Origin of the sequence: Mucilaginibacter sp. SMC90 (assembly GCF_022811725.1) — a bacterium.
Taxonomy (GTDB): Bacteria; Bacteroidota; Bacteroidia; order Sphingobacteriales; family Sphingobacteriaceae; genus Mucilaginibacter.
In genome coordinates this window covers 4,659,433-4,677,506 of the sequence record NZ_CP094527.1, presented here as the reverse complement: position 1 = coordinate 4,677,506, position 18,074 = coordinate 4,659,433, and the positions used below count along the sequence as shown (strand labels likewise).

General features: G+C 43.1%; 11 protein-coding genes. 8 read left to right on the top strand and 3 right to left on the bottom strand.

Translation table 11 applies throughout. The annotated features are described in order from the left end of the window. Positions 1-27: 27 nt before the first annotated feature. From MTO98_RS19670 to MTO98_RS19640, 7 genes are all read left to right on the top strand, one after another. Positions 28-1,284 (top strand): MFS transporter, encoded by a 1,257-nt coding sequence (locus tag MTO98_RS19670; protein ID WP_243480684.1) that lies wholly within the window; start codon positions 28-30, stop codon positions 1,282-1,284. 772 nt (positions 1,285-2,056) lie between these two features. Beyond that, a complete protein-coding gene (locus tag MTO98_RS19665) occupies positions 2,057-5,167 on the top strand; it encodes a TonB-dependent receptor (protein WP_243480682.1) in 3,111 nt (1,036 codons plus the stop codon). A gap of 18 nt (positions 5,168-5,185) precedes the next feature. After that, entirely contained in the window at positions 5,186-6,808 is a 1,623-nt protein-coding gene (locus MTO98_RS19660) for a RagB/SusD family nutrient uptake outer membrane protein (protein WP_243480680.1), read from the top strand. Positions 6,809-7,034: 226 nt separating this feature from the next. Continuing rightward, positions 7,035-8,045, top strand: a complete 1,011-nt coding sequence (locus tag MTO98_RS19655) for a winged helix-turn-helix domain-containing protein (RefSeq protein WP_243480679.1) — start codon at positions 7,035-7,037, stop codon at positions 8,043-8,045. 36 nt (positions 8,046-8,081) lie between these two features. Then, a complete protein-coding gene (locus MTO98_RS19650) occupies positions 8,082-9,668 on the top strand; it encodes a solute:sodium symporter family transporter (protein WP_243480677.1) in 1,587 nt (528 codons plus the stop codon). 70 nt (positions 9,669-9,738) lie between these two features. Continuing rightward, entirely contained in the window at positions 9,739-11,196 is a 1,458-nt protein-coding gene (locus MTO98_RS19645; RefSeq protein ID WP_243480666.1) for a hypothetical protein, read from the top strand. 35 nt (positions 11,197-11,231) lie between these two features. Then, entirely contained in the window at positions 11,232-13,286 is a 2,055-nt protein-coding gene (locus MTO98_RS19640; protein WP_243480664.1) for a hypothetical protein, read from the top strand. A 267-nt stretch (positions 13,287-13,553) separates the two neighbouring features. Here the strand turns inward: MTO98_RS19640 and MTO98_RS19635 are convergent, their stop codons facing one another. Together MTO98_RS19635 and MTO98_RS19630 are read right to left on the bottom strand one after the other, a co-directional pair. Further along, the gene (locus MTO98_RS19635; RefSeq protein WP_243480662.1) at positions 13,554-13,841 is read right to left on the bottom strand and encodes a hypothetical protein; all 288 of its coding nucleotides are present in this window, start codon (positions 13,839-13,841) and stop codon (positions 13,554-13,556) included. A 185-nt stretch (positions 13,842-14,026) separates the two neighbouring features. Further along, positions 14,027-15,139, bottom strand: coding sequence for an acyltransferase family protein (locus MTO98_RS19630; RefSeq protein WP_243480661.1), 1,113 nt, complete (start codon positions 15,137-15,139; stop codon positions 14,027-14,029). 189 nt (positions 15,140-15,328) lie between these two features. Here MTO98_RS19630 and MTO98_RS19625 point away from each other — a divergent pair, with 189 nt between their 5' ends. Further along, positions 15,329-16,390 (top strand): substrate-binding domain-containing protein, encoded by a 1,062-nt coding sequence (locus tag MTO98_RS19625; RefSeq protein ID WP_243480659.1) that lies wholly within the window; start codon positions 15,329-15,331, stop codon positions 16,388-16,390. A gap of 52 nt (positions 16,391-16,442) precedes the next feature. On the opposite strand, the gene MTO98_RS19620 is transcribed toward MTO98_RS19625, so the two are convergent. Then, positions 16,443-18,074, bottom strand: a complete 1,632-nt coding sequence (locus MTO98_RS19620; RefSeq protein WP_243480657.1) for a RagB/SusD family nutrient uptake outer membrane protein — start codon at positions 18,072-18,074, stop codon at positions 16,443-16,445.

The window sequence follows — 18,074 nt, the reverse complement described above, 5'->3', positions numbered from 1 at the left end:
CATTATTTATAAAATTGTCAATTTTTAATGAAGAAGATAAGTCAGTTTAATTTGTTCCGGGCGTTGTCAAGCCGGAATTTTACGCTCTATTTTATTGGCCGGGCTGTGTCGCAATTTGGCACCTGGATGCAACGTACGGCTGTTGTATGGGTAGTTTATTCTATGACACATTCAGCATTTCTGCTCGGCGTCACTATTTTCGCGGAGCAATTTCCGTCATTTATATGCTCAATACCCGGCGGTGTAGCTGCCGATCGTTATAACCGTTATACTGTTATTAAAATTACCCAGGTAACTTCCATGCTGCAGGCTGTGCTGCTGGCAATACTTGTGTTATCAGGGCATATGGTAGTATGGGCAATACTGCTGTTAAGCGTGATACTTGGCGTTATTAATGCTTTTGATGTGCCTGCCCGGCAAGCGTTAATAAATGACGTTGTTGCTACTCCTGCCGATTTGCCTAATGCGCTTTCGCTTTCAACGGCCACGGCGAGCCTTGCGCAATTATTGGGGCCGGCATTATCGGGTATTGTATTAAGTGCATTTGGCGCGGGCGTATGTTTTTTGCTTAACGCTGCAAGTTTTGGCGCGGTGATTTTATCGCTGCTATTGATGAAATTGCCGCCCTATCTGCCCAAAAAAGCAAATAAACGGGTATGGGCTGATTTTTCTGAAGGTTTTACCTATATCAAAAATACGCCTGGTATAGCAACTATGGTGGTAATGCTTGCGGTTGTTAGTTTGCTGGTATTGCCTTTCAATACTGTATTGCCGGTATTTGCCAAAGTAGTTTTCAGGGGAGATGCTTCAACCTTTGGTTATATCAATAGTTTTGTTGGGATAGGGGCGGTTGCTGGTACCATTTTCCTTGCATCGCGAAAACCGGGCGCGCATTTAAAAAAGATCTTGTTTGTTAGCACTATACTGATGGGGGCAGGACTTATCTGCTTTTCGCAGTTCAAAAACTTTCCTGCTGCTATGTTTTTTGCCGCCATTGCCGGATACGGTTCTATTGCTCAGTTTACTATCAGTAATATTGTAGTACAATCAGACGCGGCTGCAGACATGCGGGGGCGCACAATGGGTGTTTTGTTAATGGCTATTTTTGGCATGATGCCGCTGGGTAGTTTGCTAACCGGGGCCGTTTCTGAACATATAGGTGCCCCGGCTACTGTATTAGCGCAGGGCATTATTGCCGTGGTAATAGCCCTGGTATTTATGGGCTTTTTGACCAGAAACGAAGCTGGTTCTAAAAGAGAAATATTGACCGGATCATCTAAATAGCACACAATAACTTTTTTGCTTACCCGGTGTTAATTGGTCAGCAGCTGGCTAAACATAAAGGTGCATTCATGCTCCGGTAGGCTTTTTGCCCGGATCTTGCCGTTATACTTTTCAATAATTCCTCAGCAAAGGTATAGCCTAATGCGTAAGCTGGCGCTATACCAGGTTTCGGCTCCTTTTACACGGCAATAACCTTGAAAAATCCAGGTCAGATCTTCTCCATTAATGCCAACCCTTATCTTGTTACGCTAAGCCTGGTCCGGTTGTCTTGGCAAATAATGGTCATCGTGCTACCCGATAGAGAATACTTTATGGTGTAGCTGAGCACCAGTCCAATCTTTTTCCTATCAGCATTTGCCCGGAAGAGGTAGTAACCAATACGCTAAAACCCTCTTCAATTGCCGTGACTTCTTGTTTTGGGATGGGAGAGGTTATTAGTTATACCGGTCATGGGATGGTCAACAAAATAGCATAAAACAGACGGTGAAATCTTTATAAATACTGATCTGTTTCGGGCACGGAACTTTTTCGTGTTATCAGGCTGTATCGATTCAATAATGCGGAGGCTGATAAACATCCCTGATTGCATATGGCATAGCGGGCCTTATGATATTTCTTTCTACTTCAGGTGCGGCATTGGGTTTCCCGAATTCTATAGTGTGAAGCTGAACCCCTCATTCGGACAATTATTTAAAAAAGTTTGTTTGTATTTAAAAAGTTTCTACTTTTATAAAATAATAGACCAGAATAGACCAATAAATCAAAAACAATTATGAAAAGAAAAGTACCTAAAAAACTGGGGCTTGTTATGTTTTGCTGTGTCATGTTATGCAGTATCCAACAAGCCTTTTCCCAGCAACTTAAATCAATTTCAGGCCGGGTAAAAGATGAGCAGGGTTCGCCTCTGCCAGCTGTAAGCGTTAGTTTGGTGGGCACCTCACAGGGCACAACCACCAATATCGATGGGGTTTACAAGGTCAGCGTACCTGATAATGCCACGCTGTTATTTTCCTTTATCGGCTATGAAAAGCAAACCGTGAAGGTTACGGCCAATTGGAATGGGAACATAACTATGGTGCCTGATAAAAAGGCAAAAGACCTGAACGAAGTGGTGGTAGTTGCTTACGGCACGCAAAAAAAGGCCAACCTAACCGGCTCTGTGGCTGCAATAGGAGCAAAGGAACTTCAGGACAGGCCCGTTACCAATCTTAATGATGCCTTACAGGGCACTATGGCAGGTGTTACGGTTACAACAACAGGCGGACAGCCTGGTACAACCGGCAACATTAATGTTCGTGGTATAGGTACATTAAATAACAGCAACCCAATGGTTGTGGTTGACGGGATCATCGGCAGTCTCTCGGATGTTAACCCGAATGACGTGCAGTCTGTTTCAGTATTAAAGGATGCTGCTTCGGCTTCTATTTATGGCTCAAGGGCGGCCAACGGTGTTATTTTGATCACTACCAAACGAGGTAAGAGCGGTAAGATGCAGGTGAATTACACAGGTTATGTAGGCAAGCAAAAGGCATCAAATCTTCCTGATTTTTTACCATCATGGCAGGCTGCTACACTTTACAATCAGGCATTGGCAAATGAAGGACAGGCACCTTACTGGACAGCCGAAGATATCACCCTTTTTAAAAATCAATCCGATCCTGATACGCATCCCAATACCGACTGGCAAGGCTTTCTTTATAAAGGAAGCGGGTTTCAGCAAAATCATGCTGTGAATATCAGCGGTGGCGACGAGAAAACTCAGTATGCTTTTTCGCTGGGCTACTTTCAACAGGATGGTATTATCCAAAAATCAAATTTCAAAAGATATTCTACCCGCATGAATATCAATTCGGCAATAACGAAAAATTTTAGTGTTAATGCCAACCTCTCATTTTTATATGCGCCAACCGAGGCTCCTGATGGCTTAGGCGGCGGTGATATTGGCGGCATCATAGGTACAACGGCTGCCATGAACAGCACGGTTGTAAACCAGTACAAAAACGGTGTTTATAATTACCTGTCATTCGGTAACCCCATTTCATGGCTTAACTCTCCGGGTTATAACAATAACCAAAGTACGCTTTTTACGGGTAATGTAGGTGCAGATTGGGAGTTGGTAAAAGGCTTACATTTTAAGCCATCATTTTCATACCGGTATAACGCAAATCCTGCGCAGGAATTTAAACCGGCAGATACCTATTATGACCCGAAGAACCCTACATCAGTTTTGACAACCATCAGCCAAAGTTCATTGGCCAATGCCAATGTTGTTAATAGTTACTATAACTTGCAGGGATTATTGGAGTATGACAGGCGTTTTGGAAAACATAGTGTCAATGTTTTGGCCGGTGCTTCGCAAGAGCTTACCAATTATCAGTATCTGTATGCTTACAGGCAAAATTTCCTGAACAGCTCACTGTCTCAAATCAATGCAGCGCCCTCATTGGGTCAGCAAAATGCCGGTACAGCCAGCCAGTTGGCCCTGCTTTCATATTTCGGCCGTGTAAGGTATTCGTATGATGATAGATATTTACTGGAGGCCAATATTCGTGACGATGGCTCTTCTCGCTTTTCGCAAGGCCAGCAATGGGGTGTGTTCCCGTCTTTTTCTGCAGGTTGGAATATATCCAAAGAGTCGTTTTTCGAATCATTATATAACACAATACCTCTGCTTAAATTAAGGGCTTCATGGGGTAAACTGGGTAACCAAACTCTTATAAATACTAACACAGGTAATCAAACGCTGGCAAGTTTAGGTGGTTTAAATATTATTAGTCCTTATCCTGCCATTTCGGTTATCTCGGGTGGGCAAAATTATTCCTTTAACCAAACGCTTGCACCGGGTATAGCACTTAATAATGGTGCCAACCCGCTCATTACCTGGGAAAAATCAACCACTACAGATGTGGGCTTTGATATGGAATTGCTGAACAGCAAATTGAGCTTCACTGCCGATTACTTTGTGAAAAACACAAACGATATCCTTTTGCAGTTACCTGCCAGTAACGTTTATGGCTTTACCACACCTTATCAAAATGCAGGATCGGTACGTAATAAAGGTTGGGAGTTTTCTGCCGCATACCGCGACAGGATCGGCGCAGTGTCTTACAACATCGCTGTAAACGCGTCATTCATTACCAACAAAATCACTGATCTGGCCGGTACAGGTTCTATCTCAAGCGGGTTGGTTGTAGGCGAACCGATCAAAGCATTTTACGGGTACCAGGCTGAAGGTATTTTCCAAACACAGCAACAGGTGGATCAGCACGCCAAACAAAGTGGTGGCGTAATAGGCCCCGGCGACCTGATGTATAAAGATATCAGCGGCCCTAACGGCAAGCCCGACGGTGTTATTGACGGAAATGACCGGGTGTACCTCGGATCGCCTTTTCCAAAAACAACATTTGGCTTTACGCTTGGCGCAGGATGGAAAGGTATCAGTATAAGCGGCTTTTTCCAGGGGGCACTGGGCGTTAAAAACTATGTTCAGGGATTTGAACTTGGCTCATTGCAACAGGCAAATATTGGTAACCCAACCAGCGCTTTGCTCGATGCCTGGACACCATCTAATACATCGGCCACTTTCCCAAGGTTATGGTCAACCTATTCGCAAAATAACCCGCAAAGCTTTGTATCCTCATTTTGGGTTAGGAACGCATCATACCTGAGATTGAAAAATTTATTGGTGAGCTACAATTTACCAGGAAAACCGCTTGAAAGGTTAGGTGTAAAAGGTGTAAGGATCTATTACAGCGGGCAAAATATCCTTACGTTCAGCAGCTTCTATAAATGGGTTGATCCTGAAACCAGTGCCGGCAACAATGCGTACGGTTCGTATCCGCAGTTGAAAACAAATACACTTGGTTTAGAGGTAACATTTTAATTAATAAAGAAATCGTCGATGAAAAAATTAATCATAACCACAATTATTTTAGGCTCACTGGCAGCATCCGGATGTCGAAAGAGCTTCCTGGATAGGGCTCCTTTAGATTCCTATACCAATAATGTACTTTGGAAATCTTCCAATGATGCAATTGCGGCCTTAAATGGCTGTTATTCCAAATGGGGCGGTAGCAACAATGGCTATTACGGTGTTTTTGCTGATAATAACTCTGATAACACGTTCGATCAGTTTCCGTGGGAGAACTGGCTGGCCCTTTCTGCCGGGATAGCAACGCCAACCAATACAGGCTATTCCAAATGGAACTACAGCTGTATTCAAACCTGCAACTGGTTTTTAGACAACGTTGGCGCTACTAATATGGACGCCACGTTAAAAGCGAGATTAATTGCCGAGGCCCGTTTTTTAAGGGCATACGAGTATTTCACGCTCAGTCAGTTATATGGCGCTGTTCCGCTGGTTGAACATAACGTTACACCGGATGAAGCTAATAAAGCAACGCAAACACCAAAGGCCGATGTTGTTGCATACATATTAAAGGAACTTGCAGCAATTGCACCTGATCTTCCTGTAAAGTATTCCGGCTCAGACATTGGGCGTGTTACAAGCGGGGCGGCGATAGCTTTAAAGGCAAGGATAGAGTTGTTCAATAAAATGTATCCGGAGTGTATTGCTGATTGCCAGAAACTGATGGCTCCGCCATATAGCTATGCAATATATCCAAGCTACGTTGATCTGTTCCGCCAGCCTTTTGCTGATAACCAGGAGGTGATCCTCGATGTTCAGTTTAAAGCAAGCGACAATAATTTTGGATGGGCAAGAAATATGACTATCAATTCTTTAGGTGGTTATAACTCGATAGCCCCAACCCAAAGCCTGGTAGACACCTACGAAACAATCAACGGTAAAACTATCGACGACGCGGCGTCGGGATATGATGCGTCACAACCTTATAAAAACAGGGACCCAAGGCTTACAGCAACTGTTTTTTACCCTGGTACGCAATATAGCAGCAGGTTACCTTACGGTTTATATTATGATCCGATATCAAGCAGCCCAAAAACTTTAGATCATTGGGGCGATAATAACTGTAGCCCTTCGGCATATGGATTAAGGAAATATACGCCTGTAATTGCCGACTTTCCTAATATGGACCAGGTGGGTATGGATGTTATCCTGATACGTTATGCGGAGATAAAACTGATGGATGCTGAAGCTAAGATTGAAAGCAATAAAATTGATGCTACCGTGTATGACGATATTAACGCCGTCAGAAGGCGTCCGGATGTAAATATGCCGGCTGTTGATCAGTCTAAATATAACGATCAGGCAAGCCTGCGTACTTTGTTGCGCCGGGAGCGCAGGGTTGAGCTTGCAGTTGAAGGGCTTCGCTGGTTTGATATTCAGCGCTGGCAAATTGGGGCACAAGTGATGAACGGACAGGTTACTGGCAGCTTGCTGGGCACTGTAAATCAAACCAACGGTGCAATTGCACTTACACCGGGAACAACCATTAAGGTAGGAACACCGCGTGTATTTGATGCGGCAAAAAATTACTTATGGCCAATACCACAAACTGAAATAGATTTAAACAAAACCCTGAAGCAAAACCCCGGGTATTAATTTGATTAAAGAAGTGTTTAGCAGCCCTGCTGCTAAACACTTCTTTTTAATTATACTGCGCCGGGAGGCTTGGCAAACCGGATAATTACCTGTTGATTTTAATAACCGGCACCTTGTTGGTAAATAATGATCAAAAAAAGCAAAGGATGATAGAGACTGACAATGAAGAAAAAGAACAGCGGGCTTGTCGCCTTTTTTCTTACTTTGGCTAAAATGTACCGGTAAAATGGATAGAATTTTTCAAGAGATTAAAAAACTGACAGAGATTCCCTCGTATTCAAAGCATGACAGGTTTGTGCAGGGCATCATCAATGCCATTAACGAAAAAGTTATAGGGCAGGATGAAATGCTGCCTTCTGTAAATAAACTGATTAAGGAACTGGGCTTTTCGAGGGAAACGATCATCAAGGGGTACCGGGACCTGATTAGCAGGGGTATTGTGGAGTCAAAAAACAGGCATGGTTATTTTGTAGCCAACAGTAATGCCGAACAAACGCTGAACGTTGCCTTGCTGATGTACAACCTGGACAGTTTTGAGGAGCAGTTTTACCGTAATTTTCGTGGTGAGCTTGGCCCCAACATTAGTTTAAACCCTTACTTTCATCATGGTGATATTGAGATATTTGAAACTATCCTTAACCAGATAAAAGGGAAATATGGCATGTATGTGATTGCGCCGATCCCGCATCCTAAAACAAAGGAATTACTGGAAGCCATTCCGCGGAATAAATTCCTGATGTTTGACCGCTACGAACCGCTTGAAGGTGATTTTAATCATATTACCCAGGAGTTTGGACAATCATCATATCAGATCTTATCGGAGCTGGCTGCTAAGATCAAAAAGTTTGACGAGATCATTTTTTACCATTCGCCAACCTCGCTTGATCCGAAGGAGATTGTGCCATCATTTAAAAAATTCCTGAAAGACTTTGATATCAAAGGGCGCATCATCAACGAATACACGCATGGTTCGGTTGAAAAAGGGAAGGTTTACTTTACACTTGACAACTTTGCGTTATGGCAGATCATGCGCGATTGTAAAAGCAGGCAACTGGTGCCTGGTAAAGATGTTGGTGTGCTTTCAAGCAATGATGAACCTGCTAAAGAGATCATTGGTGTTACCACGTTTTCTGCTGATTTTTCCAGCATGGGGAAACTTGCCGGGCAAGCTATAGTGAATAAGGAAAAAATCAGCTTAACAGTACCGACTATCTTATTTGAACGGAACACACTTTAATAATTTATCCTAAATCACGCTAAGGTGAACGGGCTCATGTTAATCAGCTTTCTTTTTTTTACAGGCATAGTAGGTTTAGTGTCCTGGTTTAAATTACGAAAAAGTAAGCTCAATACGCTTAACGGTTTTTTTTTAGCCGATAGGAGCCTGAGTTTTTTATTAGTAGGTGGTGGATTATTGTTTACTAATATCAATACCGCCACCATTATTGGCGAAAATGAGCTTGCCTATACCCATAATATGTCGGTTATGGCCTGGGGTATTACGTCGGTATTGGCTATGTTATTGGTTTCCGAATTTTTAATGCCGCTTTACCTTAAGCTGGGCATTGCCACAACGCCCGATTACCTGACTGTGCGTTACGGACCGGGAATAGGGAAACTGGTTTCCTGTATATTTTTACTTAGTTACATTATAAACCTGCTGCCGTCGGTTTTATATAGCGGTGCAATTGCCTTTAATGGCTTGTTCCATTTTTCTGACCTTTGGAAAACCGACTATTGGACAACCATCTGGATCCTTATTTGGGTGATGGGTATAGTTGGCTGTCTTTATTCATTATTGGGTGGTTTAAAAGCGATATCTGTTTCTGATACCTTACTCGGCTTTGGCATATTTGCAGGAGGAATTTTACTGCCGTTTTTTGGTTTAAGGTACCTGGGGCAAGGCGATATCATGCACGGGTTAAGTATTTTATTACATAACCGCCGGGAGCATTTAAACAGTATCGGTGCTGCTACCGATCCGATACCTTTTGGTACGCTGTTTACCGGTATGCTATTGGTTAACCTGTATTACTGGGGAACAGAACAGTATATTGTTCAGCAGGTTTTGGCTTCAAAAGATCTTAAAAGCTGCCAGAAAGGTATAGCTGTTGCCTGTGTTGGTAAATTGATATCGCCATTGCTGTTAAATGTACCCGGCCTTATAGCGGTACACATTTTTACGCACCTGGATAACCCTGCCGAAGTTTTTCCCAAGCTGGATAGTTTGGTATCGCCGCCTTTTATAGCAGGGTATATAGCCGCAATTATTTTTGGTGCCGCTTTAACCACGTTTAACGCAGGACTAAACAGCTCAAGCACGTTATTTGTATTGAACATTTACAAACCCTGGACTGAAAAGCGGGGGAGAGCCGCCGACGAAAAACATATGATCAGAACAGCCAAAATGTTTGAGATCCTGATCTGTTTGCTGGCAATGTTCATAGCGCCCTTTATTATTTTTGTTAAAAACGGTTTCTACACCTATGTGCAAATGGTAAACGGCTTTTTCAATGTGCCCATTTTTACCATTATGTTTATTGGCTTTGTAACCAAAAGGGTACCAGCCGTTGCTGCCGGAATTGGCCTGGTATTTTTCATTGTTACCTACGCACTTACCCAACTGGTTTTTGATTTGCATATTCATTTCCTGCACATCCTGGCAATATTATTTGTGTTAACCTGCGGGCTCATGCTGCTTATAGGTAAGCTTAACCCTATGCCGGTACCATATAAGCAACAGCTTAATACCCTGGTGGATATAAAACCATGGAAAAACAGGCATATCTACAGCTGCATACTCTTGCTGCTCATGATACTGATGTTTATACTATTTTCTCCGCTCGGACTTGCAAAATAAAGTTTGGACAATAAATAAAATTACCTATTTTTATAAAATAGACCAGAATAGACCAATTTAAATCAACTACATGAATACTATGGTTTCGTCAACATACAGGCTGTTTACCATTATGGTGATGCTTTGTATGTTTATTACTACTGCGGCTTTTGCCCAGGACGTGAAATTTACCTCATCAGATAAGAAAATTGAGCAGGCTTTTGCATGGGCCAAGAGCATGGCCCTTCATTATAAAGGGCACCCTGCAGATCCGGTAGGTCCCTGGTATGAATCGGCATTGCCGCCGCGTGATGCTTTTTGTATGCGCGATGTATCACACCAAAGCATAGGTGCGGAGATATTAGGATTACAACGTGAAAATCACAATATGCTCACTTTATTTGCGCGTAATATATCAGCGTCAAAAAACTGGTGTTCTTATTGGGAGATGAACAAAGCAGGTAAGCCTGCTCCTGAGGATTACAGGAATGACCAGGAATTTTGGTACAATCTTCCGGCAAATTTTGATGTGCTGTATGCCAGTTGGCGGCTTTATTTGTGGACAGGCAATAAATATTATATCAATGACCCGGTGTTTGTTCAGTTTCAGGAAAAAACCGTCAAGGATTATATAGATACCTGGGTGCTTGCTGCCGACTCTATGTTAAACAGGCCGGCTCACCCCAATGCACCTGTGCCTTTTAACGAAAGCGACTCTTTTCATCGCTGCCGTGGTTTACCATCCTATTCGGAAGGGGTGCCCAATCTTAAAACCGGCGCCGACCTGGTAGCTGCACTTTACCGGGGATTGTTAACTTATTCGGCTATACTGGCCAGTAAAGGTGATAAGCCCGAAGCATCAATATATGCACTAAAAGCCGAAAAATACAGGCATCGTTTAGAGGCCGACTGGTGGGATGCGAAAGAGAACTTATATTTTACCTATTACAGCAATGATCATCACTTTGGCAGGGACGAGGGCGAAACCTTTTTGCTTTGGTTTGATGCCCTGAAAGACAGTAAACGTATCAGGCAAACGTTAGGGCACCTAAGCTCCAAAACCTGGAATGTGGAAAATACATCCTACCTGCCTTTGATATTTTATAACAACAATTCATGGGGAAAGGCCCGCGATTATATACTCTATTTGTCTGATAAAAGCACTGCCAGAAGGGAATACCCGGAAGTTTCCTTTGGTGTTATTGAAGGCATTGTACAGGGTTTGATGGGGATAACGCCTGATGCCCGTTCGCAAAGCATCAGTACTATTTATAAGGCAACGGATAACGGTAATGCGGCAATCAGTAATTTACCACTGCTGGGTACCGTGATCAATGTTAGTCATCAAAATACCCGGCAATCTTCTCTGAATAACGGCGGGAAACAGCAGCTTAAATGGAAAGCGATGTTTTACGGTATTTATAAGCATGCTTTTGTAAATGATAAGCAAGTGTCCCTTGGGCATTTAACGGACAATTGGGGAAAGCAGGTTTCTTTTGCGGAGGTTATAGTTAAACCGGGGCAACAGGTAAAAATCAGCGTTAAATAACAACAATCAATAACATCCTTATCTAATCATATTTAATGAATTCTTACTTGCGCCAATTTTACTCCGCTTTAATTATATTTTTTGCACAGCAGGGCTTAGTCTCAGCCCAGCAATTAGCTCTGCCACAACAACAGGACAGATGGGCTTTGCAGCCAGACGGTAGTATTACCTGGAATATTAATGGCCGTCTGCCTCATGCAGATCATATCGAAATGTCGGGCGAAAAGGTGTCTTTATGGGTATCCTACAACGTTGATACAGCAGGTTTGTGCCATTTGTCACGCACTGTTGTTTTCCCAACATTCCGGATGCTGCCCGATGACACACGGAGCCATATTGCCTACACGTTTGATGATAATGCCTTGCCGCGAATGTATGTTGAGGGTGAGTTGCTGTGGCCCGACCCTGCAAAGGGCGGTACAGATTTACCGGCCGCCAGCATCAATCAGCATGGCATTATGCGCATCACCTATCGTACAGATAGGTTAAAGCAGGTTAAGATAGAACATAGTTTATTCCCATCAACAGAAAAACCTATGGCTATTGAAACTTATAAGTTTACCAATGTAAGCGGTAAACCGGTAACGGTAGTTATGGAACACTTGAAGCGCGAAGTAACAACAGATACACTTCAAAGTAAAGGCGCACCACATACCGTCATTGCACAATCTGTAAATGATGGCCGCAAAATATTGCAGCCCAGCCAATCGTATACCTTTGCCATTGGTTACCTGGCAACTGATCATCCACAATCGGTGCAACCTATCATACCCGCTTTGGAAGAGCAGGCCCGGCAGCATCGTATTGATGAAATTGAAGCCCCATTGCAGCTCAAAACTCCCGACAGTGTTTTGAATGCGATGTTTGCTTTTGCCAAGATCAGGGCTACGGAAAGCATTTTTAAGACAAAAGGAGGGTATATGCATGGCCCGGGCGGATTATCTTATTACGCAGCCATCTGGGCCAATGACCAGGCAGAATATGTTAATCCTTATTTTGCTTTTTCGGGCGATAGGCTCGGTAAACTATCTGCCATGAATGCTTACAGGTTGTTTGCAAGTTATATGAACCCCGACTATAAACCGCTTCCAAGTTCGATAGTGGCCGAAGGCGATACCGTTTGGAAAGGCGCGGGCGATAGGGGCGACCAGGCTATGATTGCTTACGGTGCTTCGCGGTATGCGCTTACATTGGGAAATGCAGACTCGGCAAAGGTACTTTGGCCGCTGATTTCATGGTGCCTGGAGTATAACCGCAGGCATATCAACAAGCAGGGTGTTGTGGAATCGCAAAGTGACGAGCTTGAAGGGCGGTTTCCGGCAGGTAAAGCCAACCTGTCTACCAATTCCTTATATTATGATGCCTTGATTTCGGCATCGTTTCTGAGCGGGCAGCTGCATTTGCCCAAAAGTGAGTCCGATCAATACATAAAGCGGGCAGCGCTGCTTAAAGCAGCCATCGAAAAATACTTTGGTGCGGATATAGCAGGATTTCATACCTATCGGTATTATGAAACCAATACTGTGTTGCGTTCCTGGATCTGTGTACCGTTAACCATGGGTATTTATGATCGTAGCAGTGGTACCATAAATGCACTATTCTCTCCGCAGCTCTGGACTGCCGATGGGCTGGCTACCCAGGCCGGTACAGAAACTTTTTGGGACCGGTCTACCTTGTACGCACTTCGTGGGGTGCTGCAGGCAGGCGCAACAGAAAAGGCCATCAGGTTTTTAAAGTATTATTCGCGCCGCCGCCTTTTAGGCGAGCATGTTCCATACCCGGTTGAAGCTTATCCGGAAGGGAACCAGCGGCATCTTTCGGCCGAAAGCGGTTTATACTGCCGTATTTTCATCGAAGGTCTTTTTGGTATTCGTCCGTCGGGGTTTAACAGTTTTCAATGTACACCGAGGTTACCAAAGGATTGGCCGGAAGTGAGCCTGAACAATATTCATGCATTCGGGACGGTCTTTGATCTGAAAGTTATCCGTGGGGCAAAAAATAACTTGAAGGTAATAGTGAGTTATATGAATATGAAGAAAAGCTACAAGGTGCAGGAAGGTAAAGCTGTATTGGTTGATCTCCGTCACTAATTGCAGAAGTAAAACGCACGCAATAGTAAAAGCCAAAGTTTAGCTTTTACCTCTCCTAATATCAAAAAATGAACAGGATTTAAAAGCCTGTTCATTTTTTGATATTAATGATATTAATAAGTTAGCAATAAACAGCTTTTATCTGATAGCCGAAAATAATTAGCTATATGATTTAAGATAAATGCAGGTTTATCGGTAAATGCTTTGAAATATAAAATTTGTTGATCCTTATTGATGAGTAATTGCCTTTATAATCGAATTATTAGGTTAAAGAAACTGTAACACCAATTGTTCCCATTCCTGCTCTAAAGATATGTTCGGGCGAATTTGTTTTGCCTTGCCATACCAATAATCGGCATTCCAAATATCTCCTTCCTTACGGTGCAGATACGCGTGTACCCATGCCGAAGCAAGGTCGTTCAGATGATCAACCTGAGCATGTGCCTGGTGCCAATCACCTTTACCGTCATACCAAAGGCTTTTTAACTGAGCGGATAACCCGCTAACAGGCTGTGCTGAATTTAATGATGCTTTAAATTCTGTTAAAGTTTTCATTGACTATTTATTTATAACAATTAACGTGAAACATGATCTGTACACGAAAATTTAGCAGTACAAAGGTACGATATTAACAAAATCTTCTCTATGACACGCCATAGTGGATGGTGGAGCAGAAATGGTGAAATATCATAATTCCGATCAAAAAGGTATGCTCGTAAAGTTTATACTTAACATAATGACTAAATTTTCACGATTACCTTCTTCTTATAAAATGCAAACATCGGAAGCCAAACCAACAGCGTAAATACTAAAGCCGTAGCTAACGATGCCCATTGCGGGCTTATGATATTTTTAAAAAACAGATCGTTAATAATATGCATGCCCGAGCTTTTACCCTGAGCGGTTGTGACATGTATCAAACTTAAAGGCTTAGATAACACTTCGGATAAAACGTAGGAGGCAATAGCATTAACGCCAAATACCGAAAATAACCAATATGGCATTTTAACCTTTTTGATATCAATGAGCAGATAACAAAGGGCAAAGACCACCATACAGATCCCGCCTGCAAATAATACGTAGGAGCTTGACCAAAGCGGTTTGTTTAGAGGGAATATAAGGTTGAACAATAGCCCGGCTACAATGAATAAGGATCCCAGTACGGCAATGCTGCCGAATTTATTGTTTGCTGATAATTTTGCCTCTTTTAATATTGTACCGGCATATAACCCGATCATAGCTGAACAAACAGCAGGCAGGGTGCCCAATATGCCGCAAGGATCAGTATAAGCAAATTTGGCAAGGTGGTTTTCAGAAAAAAAGAACCGGTCGATAACTGCTGCGATGTTGTGTGTTGGCGTCACTGCATTAGAACCTTGCAAGGGGATAAGACATATCGTGACATAATATCCAATTAAAATTGCTCCAAAAATGTATTTCCAGCCTTTTTGCGGGACATATAGATAGATTATTGCCGATAAAAAATATACAACACCTAATCGTGGTAATACCCCGGGAAAACGCAATGTGTTAAAGTCAAAATGATATACCAACTGGATTCCCCATCCAATAAGGATCAATAAAACCATTCTTTTTAACGATTTAAGAACAATACTCCTGCGTTTTTCAGGATCGCTTCTTTTTGATTGAAGCGCAAAAACAATTGAAATACCCATCATGAAAATAAAGCAGGGAAATACCAGGTCGGTAGGGGTACAGCCGTTCCATTCGGAATGCTTTAATGGGCCAAAAACGTGGTCATGGTCGCCGGGAGTATTAACAATGATCATTGCCGCAATGGTGAGGCCACGAAAAACATCTAACGATTGCAGACGGTCTTTTACTGGGTTCATTAATGTGCTTGGATAATAGGTGTTTTATGTTTTGGAAATAATTACTCTGCAATTTAACTAAAATAAATCTTAACGTGTACGTACACGTTAAGATTTATTTACTTTTGTGAAGCTTTGTGTAAAAACAACACAAGCATTTTGAAAAGAAGATCGAATAAATAAATTCGTCTGTATATTTGGTGCCTGAACATGAAAGAAAGTAACTCAAACCCAACGGGTGTTAAGGAAATTGCCCGGCTCGCTAACGTTTCAATTGGTACGGTTGACAGGGTAATCCATAACCGCAAGGGCGTATCAGATGAAACCCGCAAAAAGGTCAATGCCATCATCGAAGAACTAAATTTCAGGCCCAATAAAATGGCCAGTCTTTTGGCGCGTCGCAACCAGGTAAATATTGGCGTGCTCATTCCCAAAACATCCAGCGAAACCAATTACTGGTCATACCCGCTGGCCGGTATTACGCAGGCGGTGGATGAGTTAAAACAGTTTGGCATAAGCGTCATCCATTTTTTTTACGATTCGGATTCAAAAAATAGTTTTGCCGATGCCGGTGAACAAGTTCTGGCTGCAGATGTTCAGGGCGTATTGCTGGCTCCGTCGTTTATCGAAGAATCGCTTATGCTTACCAAGAAGCTAAGCGAGGGCAACATTCCCTTTGTTTTTATCAACTCAGATCTGCCGAGGCAGGAGAGCTTAAGTTATATAGGTCCCGATCTGTTCCAAAGCGGCCGCCTTGCAGCGCAGATCATCAGTATGATGGCCCGCGAAGCTGATGATATATTTATAGTCAACATTTCAACTGAGCTTGAGCTCGATCACCATTTGTTGCGCAAAGAGCAGGGTTTTCGCAGATACTTTGAAGAACATAGCATTGCTAATACCATACTCACACTTAATATCAACCATACCGATATCCAATCGGTTAAAAAGCAGCTCAGTAAAGCGCTGGTTTCGGCTCCAAGGGCACGGGTATTATTTGTCACTAACTCCCGGGTAAATGTGGTAGCGCGCGTACTGGCAGATCATCCGCAAAAATTGATACTGATCGGTTACGACTTTATTGAGGAAAATATCCGCTGTCTCGAAAATGAATCCATTTCATTTATTATCAGCCAGCGTCCCAAAGAGCAGGGCTACCTGGGTATTATGGCGCTTTATAAACATCTTTTTGGCTTAGGCGATGCAGAGCGCACCAACTACATGCCAATAGATATCATTACCAAAGAAAACTTCCATTACTATAAAAATTAAAAGGCCGGGAACTGTTGTTACCGGCCTTTTAGGGGTATTGATATCACCCGGATCAATAGCCTGGGTTTTGTGTTAGTTGTGCATCCTTATTCAGGTCTATTTCTGATTGAGGTATAGGCAGCAACAAATATTTATCAGATACGCCGGTGATTTTCTGGCCACGGTTTTTAACCCGCTCAACCAATGTTTTGGTACGCATCAGTGTCATGCGGCGGTTCTCTTCGGCCACCAGCTCGCGTACGCGCTCATCCAAAATAAAGTCCATGGTAATTTGCCCTGCATTTACTATTGGGGCGTGGGCCCTGTCGCGCAGTATGTTGATACTTGTGGCAGCGCCTGCCGTGTTACCTTGTTTAAATTGAGCCTCTGCCTTAAGTAAATAAGTTTCGCCCAAACGCATAATGATCATATCCTTGATCATGCTGCTGCCAAAGTCATCGTTGGGGTCAAATTGGTCCCACTTGTTGGTTTTGGGTACAATATTACGGTTGGTATCAATGCCGGGCCCCGCGGCCAATTTGCCATATAACGGGCTTGACGGATCATTATAATAATATTTGCGGCGTAAATTGTACTGCGAATTGCGCATGTCATTCTTGTCGTACAAATTGAGCACAAAATAAGTTAAAGCCATACGGCTGATACCGCGGCCGCCTAAACTATCGCCAATGATCATGCCGGGCTCATTATAGTAACGGCTGCCCCAGGCTCTGCGGTGCTGCGAGCCGGTAAAGTGATATCCCGGAAACTTACTGTCTATATCAGGCCCGGCACCATTGGGTACCGAGGCTGGGTTTTCTGTTTCCTGAACCCAGATAGCTTCAGTATTGCCCTGGTTGCGGCGCTGATTGCCAAAAATGAACATATCGGCAAAAGCATCACCCGGCTGGTTGGCATGTACGCCATAACGGTTCCTGACCAGGCTGAAATAACCGCTGTTGATAACGGCGTTACATTCGGTTTCAGCTTCGGCGTTTTTGCCCATTCGCAGGTAAACTTCGGCCAGCAATTGTGAGGCCATAGCTTTATGAGGAGTTGATGGCACAGCCAATTGGTCAACCGTTGGCGCATTGTCTCTTGCAAAAGTAAGGTCATCTACAATAAGCTTGTTTACATCATCAAGCGTTGCCCGCTTAAAATCAGTTTTGGGCGCGGTAAGGGGCGCGGTGATAATAGGCACCCCACCAAACAAAGTGGCCAGGTAATTATAAGCTAATCCGCGGTAAAACAATGCTTGCCCTTTAACCCTGTTTTTAAAACCGGCCGATAGCGTTAATCCGGGCTGATCAAGGTTTGTTGTTATGTTATTAGCATTATTAATGAGCAGGTAGCACCATCTCCAAACAAAATCAATTGATACATCCCTTGAGGTTAGCTTTTCATAGTTAGTATAGGGGATTGACATGGGGTCCAGATCGTCGATAGCTTTGTTGTAGGCTACATCGGTACCCATTTGCCATACACATAAAAAGCCCTGGTTGCCGTTTTGGTTTTCGTTTTGGTTGTTCCATAGGTTGTAAGTGTATTGTAAACCCACTATTCCGGCCTCAAATGCAAGTGAATCTTTAAGTGCGGCAGGGGTAAATTTGGAATAAACGGTTTCCTTTAAAAAATCTTTTTTACAGGAATTAAGCATCGCAGCAATGGCGAGCAGCACCGTTAGCAGTTTGATATATTTTTTCAT